Origin of the sequence: Parafrankia colletiae (genome assembly GCF_001854655.1) — a bacterium.
In the GTDB taxonomy this organism is placed as follows: domain Bacteria; phylum Actinomycetota; class Actinomycetes; order Frankiales; family Frankiaceae; genus Parafrankia; species Parafrankia colletiae.
In genome coordinates, this window is record NZ_MBLM01000108.1 from 90,804 (window position 1) to 109,544 (window position 18,741).

Consider the following 18,741-nt stretch of genomic DNA (forward strand, 5'->3'; position numbering starts at 1 on the left):
GTTCCGTCCGTCCGGGTTCATGGGTCGGAGGCACGAGCGGTGGAGGGCCGCTCACCAGGGAGCAGAGGATGTGACCCATCCGATAGGTCAATGCTACCGTCTGTGCTGGTTCTGTCTATATGTGCTGTCGTTTCCTGGGGCTGGCACTGTTTCCGTCACGGCTGTGGATCAATGACCTGGATGGGCAGGATGCCGCCGCGGCGCAGGAGGAGCCCGCGCCCCGGCGGATCCGGGCCGGCGCACAGGGCCCGAGGCAGTCRCACGCCGAACAGGTCGCCGTCGGCGGGYCCGGCCGGGCCGAGGAGAAGCCCGCATCGCGAGCGCCGGGCGTCCGTGACGAGCCCCCGGAACTGGTTCACCAGATCATCGGTGGTGCCCGCGACGACGAGCAGGTTCCCGCTGCCGCGGGTGTCGCGCCAGAAGGCCGCGAGGTCCTCACCGAGCGGGGCTGCCGCGAGAAGCTCGACGTCGTCGACGAGCAGCGCGATGCGTACGCCCGGCCGCAGCAGGTGGGCGAGGCGTTGCGGCCCTCCGCCGGAGACCTCTTCGATCATCTCGGCCCCGGTCTCGGCGGCGCAGGCGCGCAGCGGCGACGGCCGGGGGCTGACGATCATCATGCGATGCCCGTGCGCGTGGAGCCCGCGGGCGACAGCGATCAGTGCCGAGCTGCGCCCGGACCGGGCCGGGCCGGCGATGACGAATCCCGGGCCGTCGGCCACCAGATCGACGCTGACTGATGCCAGGTCGTCCCCGCCGGCGCCGAGCGTGACCGGCAGACGGTCGTTCGACCGCTGCGCCGCCCCGGGCAGATCAGGCGAGCCGGGCACCCCGAGAGCATCGATGTCCGCGATGCCTGCCAGCGCGGCGAGGTCGTGACGGCTGACGCGCGTGGGCAGGACGTCGACCCGGAACGGCCGCGGGCCGGGCGGGGGATGTCGGCCGGCCGCCGTGCCCGACCGGGAGGCGGACGGGTGGCAGCGGGTGGCCAGCTGGCGCAGCGCGGCAGCCTGCGCGGCCCCTGAAGGGTCATCGTCCAGCAACGCCAGCTGTACTTCGACTGGTCCGTCGGCACCATCCCGGGATGGGCCGAGCCCTCGGCCGGCCCCGCCGGTCAGGAAACCGCGCCCGGGCGGAAGCACCTCGGGTATCCGGGTGCCGGCGAGCCCGGCGAGGCTGTAGTCGGTGCGTTCCGCCATCCTCAGCACCAGCCGTTGCTCGATGGTTGCCGCGAGGTGCCCGGTGAGCGCGCGGCGGTCCGCCGTCATCATGATCCGCAGGCCGACGGCGAGGCCGTCACGGGCGAGCGCCAGCAGCCGGTCGACGGCCACCATGCCCTCCAGGTCCTCGAACGAGGCGAGGAAGCCCTCGTACCCGTCGAGGAGGAGCAGGAGGTAGGGCGGCAGGGCGGCCCCCTGCGCGGACCGCGAGGCTCGGGCTTCGGCGAGGTCCGCGAAACCGCCCCGGGCGAGCAGAGCCTGGCGGCGAGAGACCTCCTTGGCCAGCCGCGCCAGCAGTCGGTGCACCCGTTCGGTCTCGCTYCCGGTGACGACAGCGCCGGTATGCGGGAGACCGGCCACGGGGCTCAGGCTGTTGTTGCCGCAGTCGAGGCAGTACAGGTGGACATCCGCGGGCGAGGCCGTACGGGCCACCGACCCGGCGAGGGTGCGCAGCACTGTGGACCGCCCGGAGCGGGGTCCGCCGACGATCAGCAGGTGCGAGCCGTGCTCCAGATCCACGGCGAAGGTTGGCTGGGACTGTGCCCGGCACAGGTCCGCGAGTCCCAGCGGCACGGGGGCGAGGCCGCGGGGCGTCAGGCGCGTGAGGGGCGTGAGGGGTGTGTCGACCGGCGGTAGCACGTCGATCCTCATCCGTTCCGGCAGCGGCGGCAGCCAGGGTCGGCGGGGGTCCGTGATCCGGCATGCCCGGGCGGTCTCCCGCAGGGCGTCGGCCAGCCTGCGCAGGTCCGTCGGCTCGTCGGCCGCGGGGGCGCCCGTGACCGGAGGGAGCTGTGCGGCCGCGCCGGCGGCCGTGTGGGCGAGGGCGGTGACGGCACGAAGGACCTCGTCCTGCGGCGGCGGCCAGGGAAGGTCGACGACGAGCGGGCCGAGTGGTGCGCTGCCGGAACGTTCGCGGGCTCGCGGAGGAAGCCCGCCGACACGGGCGGTCTGAAAGACCTGTGGCGCGTTCTGCCCGACCCGCAGGATCGCGCGGCCGGGCGTCGCCACGGGCAGGAAGGCGGCGTCCGGAAGGCCCAGGACGTCAGAGCTCTCCGCCTGGTCGGTGACCCGGAGCGCGATCCGCAGGTTCGTGTTCGCGAGGATCTCCGGCGAGACGACGCCCGCCGGCCGCTGCGTGGCAAGAACGAGGTGAATGCCGAGCGACCGGCCGCGGCCGGCGAGCCCGACCAGACCGGTGACGAAGGCGGGCAGCTCACGGGCGAGCGCGGCGAACTCGTCGACGACGACGACGAGCCTCGGCAGCGGCCGCGGTTCGGTGAGGTCATCGCGGCTGGTGCGGCCGAGGCCGGGGGGAGCCAGGTGGCGCCGGTGGTAGTCGTCGATGTCCTTGGCGCCGGCGGCGGCGAACAGGGACTCGCGTCGGCGCAGCTCGGCTCCGAGCGAATCGAGTGCCCGCTCGACCAGGTGCGGATCCAGATCGGTCACCAGCCCGACCGTGTGCGGCAGCCGGGCGCAGTCGCCGAAGGCGCTGCCGCCCTTGTAGTCGACCAGAACGAAGGTCATCTCGTCGGGCCGGTTGCGCACCGCGAGCGCGGCGACCATCGACTGGAGCAGCTCGGACTTGCCGGCACCGGTCGTCCCCGCGACGAGGACGTGCGGCCCGTCGCTGCTCAGGTCGACACTGACCGTTCCGGCAGTGCCGGCTCCGAGCGGGAACGTGGTGGTGGCCCCGTGGATGATCCAGCGCGGGGCGAGGGCACGGGACGACGGCGGGTCGACTCCCAGCAGGTCCAGCAACCTGACGTCCGTCGGCAGGCCGCCGCCGGCGGCTCGCGGGCCGGCGTCGCGGAGCGGTGCGAGCCCGCGGGCCAGCGTCTCGCACCAGCGGGCGGCCGCGGCCGCGGTTCCCCCGGCAATGCTCTCCGCCGCGACCGTTCCGACGGGAGAGATCGTTTCGGCGGGAGAGACCCCTCCAGTGGTGGCGGGGATGCCCACGAGGTCCGGACGTATGCGGTCGACGTCCTCGCGGCCCTGCTGTCTGATCCGTGCGCCGCTCCCGGCTGGCTCGACCACAGCCTGGCACTCGGGTGGGAGCAGTCGCGGATCCCGCTCGACGCAGATGACGTGGACACCGACGCGCGGACCCGAGAGCAGTACCGGGAGCAGGGATGCCCGCAGGCTTGCGGCCCCTTCGACGACGACGAGGACGGCAGGGCCCGGCCGGTCCTGGCCGGAGGTGCCCGGACCGCTGCCGCGCAGGCGGGTCTCTGTCAGGCGGGCCAGCTCCTCGGCACGCCCGGCCCGGCCCGGCTCCTCGGCGCCGATCTGCACGGCGCCCGGCGGACCTTCCGGCGGCCGGCAGTGCGGCAGCCACCGCGCCCACTCCCAACCGCGGGCCGAACCGGGCGTGACGATGAGGTGGATCGACAGGTCCCGCGGACTGTGCAGCGCCGCGGCCTGCGTGATCAGCCAGGAGCCGATCGCCTGGGCGAAGCCGTACGGGCCGGCCACGCCGAGCACACCGACCTCGGGCAGTGCGACGGTGACCGGCGCGTCCCGCAGCAGCCATCGGGTGGTCCTGCGATGGTCCGGCGCGGCCGGGTCGGTGAGTGAGACCCCGCTGGGCACGTCACCCGTACCGACCCGCAGGTGCAGGAAGTCGGGATCGTGGGGACGACGCTCCCAGAGACCACGCCGGGGACCCACCGCCCGCAGCAACACGGCCGCCGGGTCGGGATGGTTCGTGTATCGGGCGGCGGCCTCGCGGTCGAGCGCGGCGGTCATCTCCCGGTCGATCTCGGCGCGGGCGCGCTGGTACCCGGCAAGCTCCCGCCGGTACTCCCGCCTGCTGGCGCGCCTGCCGGCCAGGTAGGAGCCAAGGAGCGACAACGGGGCCAGCGCGGCGAACAGCAGCAGGTGGGCGGCCTGGAAAGCCAGCGCCATGCCGCCGGCGGCTGCGGCCGGCAGGAACGCCGCCAACACAGGAAGAGGAGGCGCCGGACGGGCTGCGGGGAGAACCGGGAGGCTGTACCGGACGTCGCCCGGCCAGCGGGCGAGGCGCGGCTCGCGGCTGATCTCGAGGCCCCAGGCCCGCGGAGCTGGCCGGAGCATCGCGTCCGGCCGGTCGGGGGTGGTCAGCACGAGCGCCGTGGCTCCGGCCCGCATGGCCACGTTCACGGACGTGCCCTCGGGCCCGCGCGCCGCGAAGGCGACGGGCCCGGGCCGGTGGCAGCCGTCGATCCACACGTCGGCCCCGGCGGCAGGGGTGACCGATCCCGAGCCGTCCGCGTCGATCCGCAGGGTCACGGCCCGGCGGGGCGCCGTGCGGTCGGGTAGGACGATGCCGCCGAGCGGATCCGTCCCTACGCCGTACTCGCCCGGGGAAAGCCGGCGCACCATGCCGGCGCCGGGCCCACCGGTGACCCGGAGCTCGACCAGGCCGGTGTGTTCCCGTCGCGTGGCGCCAGGCGGGGAGCCGAGACGCACCTGGGCCCCGTCACGCAGGGGCGAGGTGTCCAGGCGGAGCTCCGGGGGCACGGCGATGCCGTCGATGTGCATCGAGGGTGGGGAGTCGTGACCGTGTGGGCGGCCTGGCGGATGGCGTGGGCCGGGCCCCGGTGGATGCCGGCGCGGGCCCACGGCTGCTGGCGGCGGCGCCATCAGCGCCGTGGCGATTGCTCCCAGCGGTGTCGCGCCGTCCGCGCGAATGAGGACGGTGCGCACGCCGGTCGCGGATGCCGGCCGCCCCGCGGTGTCGATATCGGCCTCCGAGCGGCGGGTGCCGGCGGAGCGGGAGCCGGAGGGCTGGGCATCGGCTACGCGGAAGGGGGCCGTCACAGTGCAGGTGATCCACATGGCCGGCACGATACAACCCGAAACGGATCTGCTGCTCTCTGTAACTTTTTATGTGGAGCTGTCGGATTCAGGCGGCTGTGGTGGGCTGGAGCGCATGGTGAGCGGGCCCTGGCTGCGCGCCCGCGCCCGCACGATCTCCTCGCTGGCCATCCTCACCAGGGCCATCGCGTCCGGCGGGGGAGGCTCTGACGGGTACTGCGGCGTCGCCGCCGCGGGGGTGCCCTCGCCGGGCGGTGGTGCGGTGTCCGGCCCGGAACGGAGCGTGCTCCCGAACGCGAGCCCGACGCTGACCGTGATCCGTACGTCCTGGTCGTCGGCCTCAAGCGGTTCGGCCAGGCAGGAGCTCAGCTGGTCCGCCAGGACCATCGCCGCCGGCCGGGACGTCCTGGTCGTCACGACGACGAACTGGTCACCGCCCCAGTGGCCGAGTACGCCCTCGGAACCGACGGCCTCCTGGAAGCGGCGGGCTGCGGCCTGCAGCGCCGCGTCGCCGACCGCGTAGCCGAACCTGTGGTTGACCAGGTGGAACTCGTCGAGATCGAGGAACAACAGGCCGACGTCGTCGCCGTCTGCCGGTCGTGTGCCCAGGGCGGCGTCGATCAGATCACGGAGAGCTGAGCGGTTCAGGAGCCCGGTCACCGGATCGTGGGTGGCGCGATGCCGCAGGGCCTTCTCATGGTCGTGCCGTTCGGTGACGTCGTCGACCACCACGACCAGGCCGTCCCCCCTGCTGAGCGGCCGGATCCGGACGTCGACCCAGCGTTCCCCGCGAGGTGTCGTCACGGGCAGTTCGATGTGGCCATGGTCGCGGCGGGAGTTCAGCATCCGCCGGGTCAGCGCGCCGAGTGCACGCAGCGGCGAGCTTCCCTGCGCGCCGGCCTCGCAGGCCGCGAGCCAGCTGGTACCGGGTCGGACAGGGACCACCACGAGACCCGCCGCGGCGCTGCGGCGCCAGGCGTCGTTGAGGCGGATGACCGTGCCGTCGGGCCCGAGTACGGCAATGCGGGACGGCAACGAGTCGAGGACCGCGGCAGCCACGTCGTCGGTGATCACCGATTCTCTTGCTCCTTCCGGAGACTGCGGGGCGGCGGCGCGGCATCTCGCTCGCCTGGTGACCGTCCGTGGCATCACGCCAGCGGCCACCGGGCGATGCTCGCGATCCTTGACGTCGCACTGACGCCCTGCCCGACAAAGACCCATCCGGAGTGTGACCAATGCGTTCCGGTTGTGTGCTCTGCGTGATGGGATTGGGTTGTGTCGCAATCAGCGGATGCAATCGAGGGCCGCGAGGGAGGGGCGACGGCCCGCCGGCTCCCGCTGGCGCCCGACACGGCGCCCGGCACGGCATCGGGATGGGAGCCCACCCTGCCGTCGACGAGTTCTTCGTGATCTGAGCAAATTGGCACCTCCCACGCTGCGGGCAGGCGAAAATAATCCCTGCGGGAGGCCCGCCGGGCGTAGATAGCACCGCTGCCAGGAGATCGTCCGTTCCGGCATGGCGCGGATCCATGGCGACGCCCAGCAACCGAGTGGTTCCCGCAGCTGATGGATGATGTCACGAAAGGGCTTGAGGATGATCCGTGGAACGCGATTACTTGTAACCGCTGCGGCGAGTTCCGTGCTGCTCCTTCTGGGAGCCTGCGGCGGTGGCGGCGATGATCCGACAGGCGGTGCGGGGGGCGCGACGGGAGCCCCGGTGCCAGGCGGGGAGGGGCGGGTCCTCCTGCTGAATGATCCGCGTACGTTGGATCCAGCCGCGCTAGGCAACGCCTATGCCTCCGGCGCGCTGCTGGGGAACGCATTGTACGGCACACTGCTGGTCAATGACGAAAAAGGCGCGCTCCACCCCTCGATGGCCGAGTCGTTCGAGTCCGCCGACGGCGGCGCCACCTTCGAACTGAAACTGCGACCGGGGCTGGTCTTCTCGGACGGATCCCCGCTGGACGCCGCGGCCGTGAAGTTCAACTGGGACCGGATCAAGGACCCGGCGCTCGGTTCCGTCAACCGGGCGGAGGCATCGATGATCGCCTCCTCGGAGGTGGTCGACGCCGTGACGCTCCGGGCGACCCTGGCCAGCCCGATCCCGAAGTACTCCGAAGCGGTCGTGACCACGGCGCTGAACTGGATCGCCTCACCGGCGGCGTTGCGAGCGGGTAGCCGGGCCTTCGACGAGAGACCGATCGGCGCAGGACCGTTCACGTTGCGTTCCTGGACCCGCCAGGCCGATATCCGGCTGGCCCGCAACCCGCGCTACTGGGACGCGCCGAAGCCGTACCTCGACAGCCTCGTGCTGCGGGCGGCCCTGGACAACAACCAGCGCTACAACACGTTGATCACCGGTGGGGCGGACATCGCGATCGACTCGAGTTGGGTGAATCTGGACAAGGCGGACAAGGCTGGGCTGGCGACGAACTTCCTCGAGGCGAGCGGCGGCCTCTTCGCGGCACTCAACATGCGCAGGGCCCCGTTCGACGACATCCGCGCGCGGCAGGCCTTCGTGAAGGCAATTGACCTGGAGGCGCTCAATCTAGCCGTCTACAACGGCACCGCCCGGATTACGGACTCCCTGTTCTCCGAGGCATCACCATTCCATGCGGACAAGCCGCTCCACCAGTTTGACCGCGAGGGTGCCCAGCGTCTCCTCAACGAACTCGCCGCCGATGGAAAGCCGCTGTCGTTCACCTTCACCACCACGCCCAACTCCGAGAACCGGAAGATGGCAGAGAACCTCCAGGCGCAGCTCGCCAGCTACCAGAACGTCAGGTTCCAGCCACGGATCATCGAAATTGCCGAGTTCGCCGCGCTGCGGACATCCCATGACTATGACGCGGTGATTACCTCGGCGTTGTTCCAGGATCCGGACCCGCGGCTTCCGACGGCCTTTCTCGGCAGTTCTCCGGCCAATCTTCCGGGCATCAACGACCCGGAGCTGAACACGGCCCTGCTGGCCGGCCGCACCGCGACGTCCGACGGGGAACGGGCCCGGGCCTACGACACGGTGCAGGACCGGCTGATCGAGCTGGCGCCCGCGTTGTTCCTCGCCCGCGGGCCACTCGGCGCGATCGGATCCAAGGACGTCGGCGGTTTCMAGCAGTACGGGCTCGGTTCACTCCTCCCGGAGGAGATCTGGATCAGCAAGTAACGGCGGGACCTGAGTACGGCGGGACCTGAGTACGGCGGTCCCGGGCGGCACGGCGCCGGCCCGGGACCGCTGTTGCAGAGCTGGCTCCCTGCCCGGTTCTGGTCAGTCCTCGATCGGTGAGGTGCCGATCGGCCTGTACCCGGTGGGCTGGCCCTCGTCGTCCAGGATGGTGAGCAGGCCGCCGCGGACGCACACTGCCGGCGTCGACGGATAGGCCTTGCCGTTGCACCGGAAGCGCAGCCCGGTCGCGCCGGGAAGGTCCTTCTCCGGCATGGATCTGACGGTGGTGGTGACCGTGGCCGGGGTGATCTCCCCGGAGATCCCCTCAAGCGCGGTCTGCAGACCCGTGACCGCCAGGAACATGATCATTCCTGATGTCCTGCTGGTGTCGATGCCGGAGCCGTAGGAGCTCGCGACCGCGTCGTACAGCCGGGTGGACGGACTGTCGGCCCCGACGGGGACCGAGGCCGCGACGGCCATGCCGTCGAGCATGTCCCCGGGCACGGCCGTCCGGGTCGCGTCGCTGATGCACTGGGAGATGCCGCTGACATGGCCGGTGAACCCGACCGCACGCAGGCCGTTCAGTGCACTGATACAGARCGCGTCCGGGCCCACGATGTGAACGATTCCAGGGTCATCGGACGCGAGGCGCTGCATCTGAGGCGTCATGTCGGCGGTGCCCGGAGGAATCRCCACGCTGTCGAACTCGATACCGGCCTGTTCGAACAGCGGGGGTGCGAGCACCTTCGACACACTCACGGCGGACGGGACGTCAACGACGACCATTGTCACCTTCGAGACCCGGTTGTCCTTCGCCAGCTGGATGGGAAGAGTGACGTACGGGAATATCAGGTCGGTCATGACGAAGGTCGAGTCGCTGTCACCCAGCAGCGCCGAGCCCGTCGCCACTGGAAAGATCACGGGCACCTGTGCGTCGTGCAGCGGTTTCCAGACGCCTTCCGGCGCGGCCAGCGACCCGGCGATGACCGCGACGACATTCTCCTCGATCATGCGGTTCGCRCAGTCCGCGCTCTTCCCCGGGTCCGCCAGCGACTCGCAGGCGATCAGCCTGATCGGGCGGCCCGCGATCCCGGAACGATGCTCGTTGAGATATCTGACGGTCGCCTCCGCCACGCGCCCTTCGATCGAGGTGTCGCTGACCGGGCTCCTGCCGTCCGAGATCAGCCCGACCCGGACGGGCTCACCCGTTGCCGCGGCGGCCGGGCCGAGCACCTCGGCGGCCGTGCCGGCGCCACCGGTCGAAGGGTTCTCCCGCTCATTCGTGTCATCGCCGCCGCAGGCACCGGCGAGGAGCAGAAGGGCCGCCAACCCGGCGACGACAGGTAAGGCGGATAAGGCGGGTGAGGAAGGTAAGGCAGAACGGCCGGACAGGAATCGGGAGCGTGGGCGGGGCGTTCGCTTTTGCGCCGGGCCGCCGCCGGGGGCAGGGGGCGAGATTCTGGATTTCCGCACGTGGTGTCCCATCTCGTGGTAGCGCAGCCGTGTTGCCACCAAAGCGGTGTGCCGCGCCGCGCCGCGGGTATCAGGCGGCCGGGCCGGGCTGCGATTCATCGAGTAACCAGGTGAGCTTGGATGTTCGCAACCTTCGACGTCCACGTCAACATCTGGTGTTTGGACCTGGCCGCGGTGGCGGAAATCACCGACCGTTTCTGCCAGGCGCGCTGCTGCCGGACTGTCGCTTCCCGGCGGCATCGACGGACGGGGCGGGCGGGCCCGCGTCCAGCTCGCTGCCCCGTTGCCGGGAACCGTGATCGGTGGATTCCCGGCGGCCGCGGGTGTCTCGCTGTCTGGCGGGCTGGCGGAGCTGGCCGCACTCGCGGAATCCGACGGCTCGCTGCCACGGGCTGGTCCGCGACGTCAGGCTGGTCGGCTCCGTCGACGCCGGACGGGGACGCGATCAGCAACGACTATGCGATCGTCGTCCCGTTCGTCCCGTTCGGGACGTACAGCGCCACCCTCGACTACATCGTCGCGACCCGCTGACACCCGTAGCGGGCGGGGCCCGGGCGGGGATTCTGGCGACGGCCGGGATAGCGGCTGGTCAATATCGCGCTGGTGTGGCATCTTGCCCGGTGCGAGCGGGGCGGATATCCACTGGTGGCGACCGGTGTCGACGACGTCAGCCTGGTCGGTGTGTTCTCTCCGCGCGACCGTGTGACATCCGCCTGAACCTTCCGGGTTGTGGGTGGACCGGCCCGAGATCTAGCAATGTTGCTAGTAGCAACGATGATAGTCCTAACGTCGAAGTCGTGGCGGGGATCGTGAATCTTCGAGAGATCGCTGAGTGGCTGGGTGTCTCTCGGGCGCGGGCTGATCAACTGTCGCGTCGACCCTCGTTCCCGGCCCCGCTCACGGCGTCGCGCCCGATGAGAGTCTGGGACCGCGACGAGGTTGCGGCCTGGGTCACGCGGTACCGGCCGGAAGCGCTGGGTGGCTCTGGAGGCGAGTACTGACGCCTCGGCAGGGTTCGCCGAGGATGGGCGGCAGCGAGGGGGCCACTCGCTGGCGAAGACCTCCAGGAAAGTCGGAAGTCTCCTTTGTTACCAGGTAGTCGTGCCCACGGGGAGGCGGTCTGGTCGTGGCTTCCCGCGGCACGTGGCGGGCCCGGGGCCCCGTCCAGCCTGTCGAGCGTCCTGCCGCGGGGCCGCCCTGCGGTAGGACGAAGGGATCCTCGAGAGGATGCCGCTGTTTCCCTTTGGCCAGGGTGCGAGGGCTCGCCCTTCAGTGCTTTGTCAGGTATGGTCCGGAACTTGCAAATTCTGGATGGTAATCCGGCAATCCGTCTAAAGTATATGTCTCATCAATATAATGGGCACTTATGTGGGTGTTCCGGTGGTCCGGCCCGTCGTTTCGCCGTTCGTCCATGGTGTGGTGGTGCTCACCGTCGGTATGGACGCAGGCCGAGTAGGAGCGGACCGCGTGTTCGCGTCCCATCGGTCACGTCTCGCGCAGTCCCTCGTCGCGGCCGAGATCCCGCGCGGCAGCCAGTGCTGGCCGACGCACGTCGACGGCGACTTTCCCCTGCTGCCGGTTACCGGAGGCACTGCCACCGTGCGGCGGGATCCGACGCGGTCCCGCCGCACGGAGGTCAGCAGGCAGTCGCGCGGTGCGTCGCGGCTGCGGTGGTGTTCACGTCTGTCAGTCCAGACAGAACTCGTTGCCCTCGGGATCGGCCATCACAATGTGACCGGCGCTGAGCGGGGGAGCAGGCTCGTGGCGTCGGAGCCGGGTGGCGCCGTGGGAGACAAGCAGTTCGGCTGCCGCCTCCAGTGCCGCCATCCGCGCCTCCCCGTCGAGCCCGGGGGCGGCCCGTACATCGAGATGCACGCGGTTCTTGGCCCGCTTGGGCTCCGGTACCCGCTGGAAGAACAGCCGTGGCCCGGAACCCGCGGGATCGACCACCGCCGAGGCGTCGTTACGGCTCCCGGGCGGCACGCCCATGGCTTCCAAGGCCTGTTCCCATGACTCGAAGCCGGCCGGCGGGTCCTGCAGCCGGTAGCCGAGCGCCTCGGCCCAGAAGGCCGCCAGCCCGGCCGGGTCGGCGCAGTCGAACGTGATCTGCACGTCGCGGGCCATCATCAGCTCGCCTCCTGCCGGGTCGGGGTCGGGGTCGGTTGTCCGGTGAACTGGTAAAGGTCACGGATCAGGCACACCTCGGCCAGATGATGGATCAGCTCACGGTGGATGTGAAGCACCAGGGCAGCCAGCGGATACTCCGCATACGGCCCCTCCGCCTCGCCACATGGCCGTGCGAGGCCCGCCTCCTCCAGCGACTCGACTCCGGCCAGCCACCGGGCGTACTCCGCGTCGAGCTGGGCGAGCGCCGCAGCCGCCGTCGGGGCGTACTCGAACGAGAAGTAGTCGGTGGGCGGGCCTCCGAAGTGCGCCGCGTTGCGTATCGCGAGCACCCCGACGATGACATGCCCGAGCCGCCAGGCGATCGTCGTGAACGGAGACGGGTCGGGCGCTGGCACCGCGAAGTCGATGGTCATCGCGCCGGACCCGCCCTGTACCGGCGCGGAGCCGGTGCCGCGCGGGCGCACGTTCCAGCAGCCCGGCCCGGGCTCCCAGAAGTACTCGTCGTCGGTGAGCCCATCGAGGCGATCGCGCAGCTGGTCGTCCCAGTGCGTGGCGATCTGGTCGCGTAGCAGGGGATTCCAGGTCTGGTAGATCATGACTTCACTATCCCCGGGACTGCGGACAGCTTCGGTCCTCGATGCGCCTGGCGCATTTCCACGCCGCTACCCGCGGCCGTCGGCGCAGCCTTGACGGCCCGCAACAGTGCCGCAGCCGAGAGCGCCGCAGCCGAGAGCGCCGCAGCCGAGAGCGCCGCGGTCGACGGTGCCGCGGTCGACGGTGCCGCCACCGTCAGTGAGCGCGAACAGATACGTGTTGCTCATCGGTGACCATCCTCCGGTCAGGGGCGGGCCCCTTACGTGTTCAGCACGCCGCGCACCAGCGCGGTCATCGTGTGAGTGGTCTCCGGGCGACTCAGGCCCAGGTCGCGGCGCAGCAGCTTCCACGTGTAGACGTCCGTCGCCGCGTGCAGCGCGTTGAGGCTGCGGCGGCGGTCCGCCGGCGCGGAGGGCAGGTAGGGCTCGAAGACCTCCTCCAGCCAGGTCCGGTGGGCCGCGCGGGCATGATCGAGGAGGGCGGCCAGCCGCCCGAGCCGTTCGGCGGACATCGCCCAGCGGACGTTGAGGTCACCGAACCGTTCGTACTGCTCGGCCAGAACCTCGACGGCGTGCGTCGGGTCGCCGCGCCGGGCTGACGTCCGCAGCCCCTCGGTCTCGGATCTGAGGAGTTCGATCGCGGCGGACGCGGCGCCCTCCTTGGACGCGTAGTGGTTGAGAACGGTCTGGTGGGAGACCTCGGCGCCGGTCGCGATGTCGGCGAGGGTGACCTCCTCGTACGGCTGCGCGAGCAGCAGCCGCAGCGTGGTGCGGGCGATCCGCTCCCTGGTCGCCGCCACCGCGTCCGCTCTGGTCCCCATCAGACGAGCCCTCCCCGGATCCGTTCGCTTGAGTGTCAGTCAACCGTACCGCTTGAGTGTCGCTCAAACTTTGTCCGTGGGGTGACAGCGGGCGGGGTCGGCGGGGCGGGCAGGCGCGGTCCACGCGCGGTCCACGCGTGGACCACCTCCGTCGACCGACGGTGACACGCGTCGGACGGGACGGCGTGCGCCGGTGACGAGCACTCGGCACCTCCGGCACGGGGCCGAGTAGCGCACCCGGCAAAAGGTCCTTTTCAATGCGCTCGCCGAGATCGGAAAAAGRCTCACTGATATGACTGGAAACTGTCCGCGATCCGACTGGATAGCTCCAGCTCGGCCTCCCATTCTGTTTCGTCCACCGCGGATACGCTGCGTCCCGCGACTACCGGGACTACCGCGGCGTCGACGTCGTTTCCCGCAAAACGGAGAACCACGGGTGGCCGACTCGCGAAACCTGCCATGTAGCCACCTCGGACAGAAGCCATACGGCGATCACTGTAGTCGCGGAACCACGTGGATGAAAAATCCGCAGAAGCGATGAGAGGAAGGGCATGGAAAAAACCCGTAAAAGGACTTCCTGGTCACGTATCGGTGCCGCGACCGCGGTCACGGTATGCGCCGCGGTGTCGTGGACAGCGGTTGCCCTGCCGGCGCAGGCCGCGCCGGAGCGCGCCGCCTCGCCGTCCGCCGCGGCCCGCTCGGGTGACCGGGGAGCCGGCGGACTGGCGGCCGAGGTGGTCGCCGCCCTCCAGCGTGATCTGGGGCTGACCGAGCCGCAGGCCAAGGCCCGTGTGGACCAGCAGGCGAAGGCCATCGAGATCAACGGCCAGGTGCGTGGCAGGCTCGGATCGAGCTTCGGCGGAACCTGGTTCGACGCCCAGTCCGGCCGGCTGGTCGTGGGCGTCACGTCCGAAGCCAGCGCGGCGCAGGTGACCGAGCTGGGCGCACAGCCCAAGGTCGTCGCGCGCAGCTATGCCGCGCTGGAGTCCATCGCGACGGAGCTCGACGCACTGGCCGGCAAGGCACCCGAGAAGGCCGGCACCAGGACGGCGGCCGGAAAGCCGCAGGCTGCTGTCCAGGGCCTGGCGGGCTGGCACATCGATCCGACGACCAACAGCGTCGTCGTCTCCGTGGTCAGGGACAGGCTCAGCCGCCGCGCCCAGGAGAACCTGACCAGGTACGGCGACGCCGTGCGCACCGAGTACCTGCCGGCGGCACCGACCACGACGGCCGACTACATGGACGGAGGCGACCAGATCAACGGCGGCTCCTGCTCCGCCGGATTCAACCTGCGCAACCCCACGACCGGAAAGGGCTACCTCCTGACCGCCGGCCACTGCGTGAGYCTGAACCAGACGGTGACAGGGCAGGGCGGCTCCACTTTCGGGAAGGTGGTGTCACGCTGGTTCCCGACGTATGACGACGCTCTCATCGAGGCCACCAACCCGGCCTACTGGATCCAGGGCCCCTGGGTCGACACCAACCCGTCCAACGGCGGATTCATCAACATCACCGGCTACACCGACGCCCCTGTCGGCACCTACGTCTGCAAGTCCGGTGTCAAGACGAAGCTGACCTGTGGCTACATCACCGGCAAGGACGAGACGGTCACCTTCGACGGTGTCAACACGGTCTACGGTCTGACCCGGCACTCGGYCTGTGTCGAGAAGGGTGACTCGGGTGGCGCCAACTACACGCCCGGCACCCCGAACCGGGCCGAGGGTGTCACAAGCGGTGCTGTGCTCTACGGGACGGGCCTGCGTTGTGGCTCGGCGGTCGGCCAGTCGACCATCTCGTGGTACTTTCCGATCGCCGACAGCATCGCCTACTACAGCGCTGCCTACGGCGCCAATCTCTGGTAGAAGAAAAGCGAGGTGACGGGTTCCCCGGCCGTGTCATCACGGCCGGGGAACCCGTTTTCGTGGGCCGAGGTCGCTACCACCGCAGCCACCAGAGCGAGTCGTAAAGAATGTGTAATACGTAGCTGTTTCCCGCGGTCGAGAGGGGTCGCTGGCATGGCCGGTCGGCAGCGAGTGCTGGTGTCGGTGGCGGCCGTTCTGGTGCTGGCCGCCGCGGCCTGCGCGCAGCGGCCGCCCCCCGCCCCGGGGGCATCGGGAGACCCGGCGCAGAACAGCCCTCCGCCCGGCCACCAGCCGGCTGGACAGACACCGGCCGTGCAGGCAGATGCCGCTGTCGCCGCTCTCGTGGAAGAGGTCGGCTCACGGCACCCCGAGCAGTACGCGGGGATCGAGGCGTCCGGCGCGACGCTGGTTGTCTACCGCCGCCCTGGCGGAGACCTGGACGACGCCGTGCGAGCCGTGGCGGGCGACACCCCCGTCGTGTTCCGGGACGCGCCGCACACCCGCAGCGAACTTGTCGCTCTCGCGGCGCGAATCCGGACCGATTCGGCGTACTGGGAGAACCGTGGCATGCCGATCTGGACCGTGCTTTCCCGTCATGACGGCGCCGGAGTCGAGGTCGGTACACCCGCCGGTGACCGGCTGAGGACCGCGATGCGGGATCGGTACGGCGACGCGCCGATCATCATTCTGCGGATGAACGAGCCACCGGCAACCGTGCCCACGAGAACCGGGTAGCAGCGGGTGAACCGCCGGTGGCCCCTTCCCGCCAGGGCGTGCGTCCGCCCCGTTCCTGGCGATGACGATCAGCGAGCGGCGGCGATGACCCGCCCGGTGCGGACCGCCGCCGCCAGCGCGGCGTGGTCGGCCTCGTTCTGGTCGGCGTAGGCCTCGGCGAACTGCGCCACCGCTCGGTCGAACGCCCCGCCGGTGCCGAGGTAGGCCGCGATGGCGATGCGGTCGCCCGACCGCGCGTGGGCGCGGGCGAGGGTGCCGGCGCACAGCCGCCCGAACAGGGTCATGCCCTCCGGGACCATGTTCTCCGTCACCGCGACGCCCTTCCAGTCCTGCAGCTGCCGCAGGTAGAAGTCGCGCCGCCGCCCGTCGAGGCCGTCCACGCGTTGCCAGCCGAGGAAGATGTCGCTGGTCGCCTGCATGAGCCGTTGCCCGGCGACCACCCGCTCACCCTGGTTGTCGTATGCGCTCCCGGGCAGATGCTCGGCGAGGACCGACGTCCCGGCCTCCTTGACCTGCAGTAGGAGGGGGTCGCCGTCGTCCCGGCCGAGCAGCAGGGCGACCCAGCAACGGGTGCCCACGCTGCCGACGCCGACGACCTTGCGCGCGACGTCGACGAGCCGGTACTGGGCGAGCAGCGAGCGCCGATCGGTCGACAGGGTGGAGGAGTACCGGTCGACTACGGAGCCGAGCCATCCCATCATCAGGTCACGCTCGCCCCCGTCGAGCATCTCGCCGACCGGGACGAGGAGCGGCGGATCGGAGACGAAGCGCCGTGCGCCGTCAACCACCTCGGTCAGCTTGGCGAAGGCCTTCAGCTGGTCACGCGACCGGGCACGCGTCGTCGCCCGGGACAGGCGCCTGGATTCCCGCCGGCCGAGGACGTCCGCGAACCGGGTGGTCAGCTCGTCGACGTCCGCATGCGCGTACCAGACGTCGAGATTGGTCATCGCCGCGAACCGGTGCATCCACATGCGGTACGTCCCGACCGCCGCGGTGACGATCCCGCGTCGTGCGGCCGGGCGGAACCCGTTGGCGCGGCCGGCGATGACCAGGCTGGTGGCGAGCCGTTTCACGTCCCACTCCCAGGGGCCGGGCAGGKTCTCGTCGAAGTCGTTGATGTCGAACACCAGGCGCCGTTCGGGGGACGCCAGCAGCCGGAAGTTCAGCATGTGCGCGTCGCCGCAGAGCTGGACGTCGATCCCGGACGTCGGTGTCGCGGCGAGGTCCGCAGCCATGATCGCGGCGGCGCCCCGGTAGAACCTGAACGGCGATTCCAGCATCCGCTGGTAGCGGAGGGGAACGAGCTCGGGCAGGCGGCTCCGTGACTGCCGCTCGATCACGTCGATCGGGTCGGCTCGGTCCCGTGCCTGGTCGTACCGTGCATGGCCCCCGCGCGGGCCCCGGCCCCGGGCATCCTTTCCCCGGGCCGCGCGCTCGGCCGGTGTCGGCGCGGCCGTGCCGAGGGCCCGTCCGGCTGCCCGCGGCGGCGGGGAACCGTTCCTGGTGGGATGGGAGAGAACCGCGGTCATCGTCGACCTTTCGTGGCAGTCGGGCTCAGGTTCCGGGTCGGCCGGCGGCGATGTGCAGCAGGGCGGACGGGGTCGCGCAGACCCTCGGCCGCAGGGGAGGAACGCCAGGAGCCTGCGGCGGGAGGCGGACGCGCAGGGCCGCGGGCAGGCAGCTGAACACGAGGGGTGGCGTCAGCCGCAGGGCCTCCCCGTCCACACCGACGCTGGTGGGGCTGGCCGCGTCGACCCGCAGCACCTGCGACGTCCACTGGTGGAAACCGTGGAACCGATCGAGGGCGCCGACCGATTCCAGCGCGACCAGGGTGGGCACGTCCTGCGCACGGTCCACCCGCAGCGCCGTGACACCGAGATTCCCCCCGTCGAGCCGTGGCCGGGTGCCCAGACCACCGAGGCTGTGCAGCTGGTAGGCGTTGTTCGAGACGAGCAGGACGTCGGCGGTCGGCTCCGGCTGGCCGTCCGGGCCGGTGAAGCGCAGATCGGGCGGGGCGCGGCCGGGGCCGAGCAGATCCGGCAGCATGGCGGCCGCCGTTCCCGCCTTGGCATTCCGGTAGCTGTCGGACTGGACGATCTCCGCGTAGACGCCAAGCGAGACGTTGTTGACGAACACCCGGCCGCCGACCTGGCCCAGATCGACCCGTCGCTCGACGGCCTCGCCGAACGCGTCGAGTGCGCCGGCGACATTCCTGCGGTCGAGTCCGAGGTCGAGCGCGAAATGATTGCGGGTGCCGGCCGGCACGCAGACGAACGCGATGTCGTGGCGGCGGGCGACGTCGGCGACCAGCGCCTGCGAGCCGTCGCCGCCCGCGATACCGATGACGTCGGCTCCGTCCGCGACGGCTTTCTCGGCCAGGCTGCGCAGGTCGGTGTTCGGGGTGAGGGGAACCACCGCGACGCCCCGGCGGCCCGCCTCCTCCGCCAGATTGTGGCGGCCGGCCGCCCCGCCGCCCGAGCGGGTGTTCACGAACAGGACGCCATGCCGGGCCGGGCCGACCCGGGTTCCGCTGGGCCGATGCCGGCCGAAGGCACCGCGTGCCGCGACACCGGATGCGGCCAGCAGCGCTGCTGTGACGAACACGGTCACCAGACCGGCTGCGCCCGCGAAGGCGATCAGCCCGCCGAACGCGACAGCCGCGACCAGGGTCGCCATCGCCCGGCGACTGCCCCGCCCGACCAGCGCCGCCCAGCCGGCGAGCAGCGTCACGGCCACCGCGACGATCGAGACCGGCAGCGCGATCGGCCGGTCCGCCAGCGCCTCGAGGACGACCGCGAGCGCCGCGGCGGCACACAACAACGCGACCGCGGCAGCCAGCCGTCGTGACGGCGACGGCCGGCTGCCGCCCGCGACTCGGGCGCCCGGAACTGTGCCCGGAACCCGGGAACGGTGCCATCGCTGGTGGGGCATATCCGTGCATCACCTCGCAGGCTC

Annotated in this window: 13 protein-coding genes; 4 read left to right on the top strand and 9 right to left on the bottom strand. The window is 71.0% G+C overall.

Going from position 1 to position 18,741, the window contains the following annotated elements:
* Positions 1-155: 155 nt before the first annotated feature.
* Together CC117_RS11465 and CC117_RS11470 are read right to left on the bottom strand one after the other, a co-directional pair.
* The gene (locus CC117_RS11465; protein ID WP_241830026.1) at positions 156-5,015 is read right to left on the bottom strand and encodes an FtsK/SpoIIIE domain-containing protein; all 4,860 of its coding nucleotides are present in this window, start codon (positions 5,013-5,015) and stop codon (positions 156-158) included.
* A 66-nt stretch (positions 5,016-5,081) separates the two neighbouring features.
* Positions 5,082-6,086, bottom strand: coding sequence for a sensor domain-containing diguanylate cyclase (locus tag CC117_RS11470; RefSeq protein WP_071083719.1), 1,005 nt, complete (start codon positions 6,084-6,086; stop codon positions 5,082-5,084).
* 520 nt (positions 6,087-6,606) lie between these two features.
* Here CC117_RS11470 and CC117_RS11475 point away from each other — a divergent pair.
* Positions 6,607-8,175 (top strand): ABC transporter substrate-binding protein, encoded by a 1,569-nt coding sequence (locus tag CC117_RS11475; RefSeq protein ID WP_198541815.1) that lies wholly within the window; start codon positions 6,607-6,609, stop codon positions 8,173-8,175.
* A 102-nt stretch (positions 8,176-8,277) separates the two neighbouring features.
* Here CC117_RS11475 and CC117_RS11480 read toward each other — a convergent pair whose 3' ends face one another.
* On the bottom strand, positions 8,278-9,504 hold the full coding sequence (locus CC117_RS11480; RefSeq protein ID WP_071083721.1) for an ABC transporter substrate-binding protein: 1,227 nt from the start codon (positions 9,502-9,504) through the stop codon (positions 8,278-8,280).
* 264 nt (positions 9,505-9,768) lie between these two features.
* Here CC117_RS11480 and CC117_RS11485 point away from each other — a divergent pair, with 264 nt between their 5' ends.
* Positions 9,769-10,179, top strand: coding sequence for a hypothetical protein (locus CC117_RS11485; RefSeq protein WP_071083722.1), 411 nt, complete (start codon positions 9,769-9,771; stop codon positions 10,177-10,179).
* 1,155 nt (positions 10,180-11,334) lie between these two features.
* Here CC117_RS11485 and CC117_RS11490 read toward each other — a convergent pair.
* From CC117_RS11490 to CC117_RS11500, 4 genes are all read right to left on the bottom strand, one after another.
* Positions 11,335-11,772, bottom strand: coding sequence for a VOC family protein (locus tag CC117_RS11490; protein WP_071083723.1), 438 nt, complete (start codon positions 11,770-11,772; stop codon positions 11,335-11,337).
* Positions 11,773-11,774: 2 nt separating this feature from the next.
* The gene (locus tag CC117_RS11495) at positions 11,775-12,371 is read right to left on the bottom strand and encodes a DinB family protein (RefSeq protein ID WP_071083724.1); all 597 of its coding nucleotides are present in this window, start codon (positions 12,369-12,371) and stop codon (positions 11,775-11,777) included.
* A gap of 66 nt (positions 12,372-12,437) precedes the next feature.
* Positions 12,438-12,596: a hypothetical protein gene (locus CC117_RS37420; protein ID WP_157905400.1), complete on the bottom strand. Its 159-nt coding sequence runs from the start codon at positions 12,594-12,596 to the stop codon at positions 12,438-12,440.
* Positions 12,597-12,628: 32 nt separating this feature from the next.
* A complete protein-coding gene (locus tag CC117_RS11500; RefSeq protein WP_084131949.1) occupies positions 12,629-13,189 on the bottom strand; it encodes a TetR/AcrR family transcriptional regulator in 561 nt (186 codons plus the stop codon).
* 623 nt (positions 13,190-13,812) lie between these two features.
* Here CC117_RS11500 and CC117_RS11505 point away from each other — a divergent pair.
* Together CC117_RS11505 and CC117_RS11510 are read left to right on the top strand one after the other, a co-directional pair.
* Positions 13,813-15,051, top strand: coding sequence for a S1 family peptidase (locus tag CC117_RS11505; protein ID WP_071083725.1), 1,239 nt, complete (start codon positions 13,813-13,815; stop codon positions 15,049-15,051).
* A gap of 153 nt (positions 15,052-15,204) precedes the next feature.
* Positions 15,205-15,786, top strand: a complete 582-nt coding sequence (locus CC117_RS11510; RefSeq protein ID WP_131803059.1) for a hypothetical protein — start codon at positions 15,205-15,207, stop codon at positions 15,784-15,786.
* Between the two features lie 68 nt (positions 15,787-15,854).
* On the opposite strand, the gene CC117_RS11515 is transcribed toward CC117_RS11510, so the two are convergent.
* Together CC117_RS11515 and CC117_RS11520 are read right to left on the bottom strand one after the other, a co-directional pair.
* Complete coding sequence (locus tag CC117_RS11515) at positions 15,855-17,315, bottom strand: DUF2252 domain-containing protein (RefSeq protein ID WP_071083727.1); 1,461 nt, start codon at positions 17,313-17,315, stop codon at positions 15,855-15,857.
* Positions 17,316-17,340: 25 nt separating this feature from the next.
* Positions 17,341-18,717, bottom strand: a complete 1,377-nt coding sequence (locus CC117_RS11520) for a diacylglycerol/lipid kinase family protein (protein WP_084131953.1) — start codon at positions 18,715-18,717, stop codon at positions 17,341-17,343.
* Between the last annotated feature and the right edge of the window lie 24 nt (positions 18,718-18,741).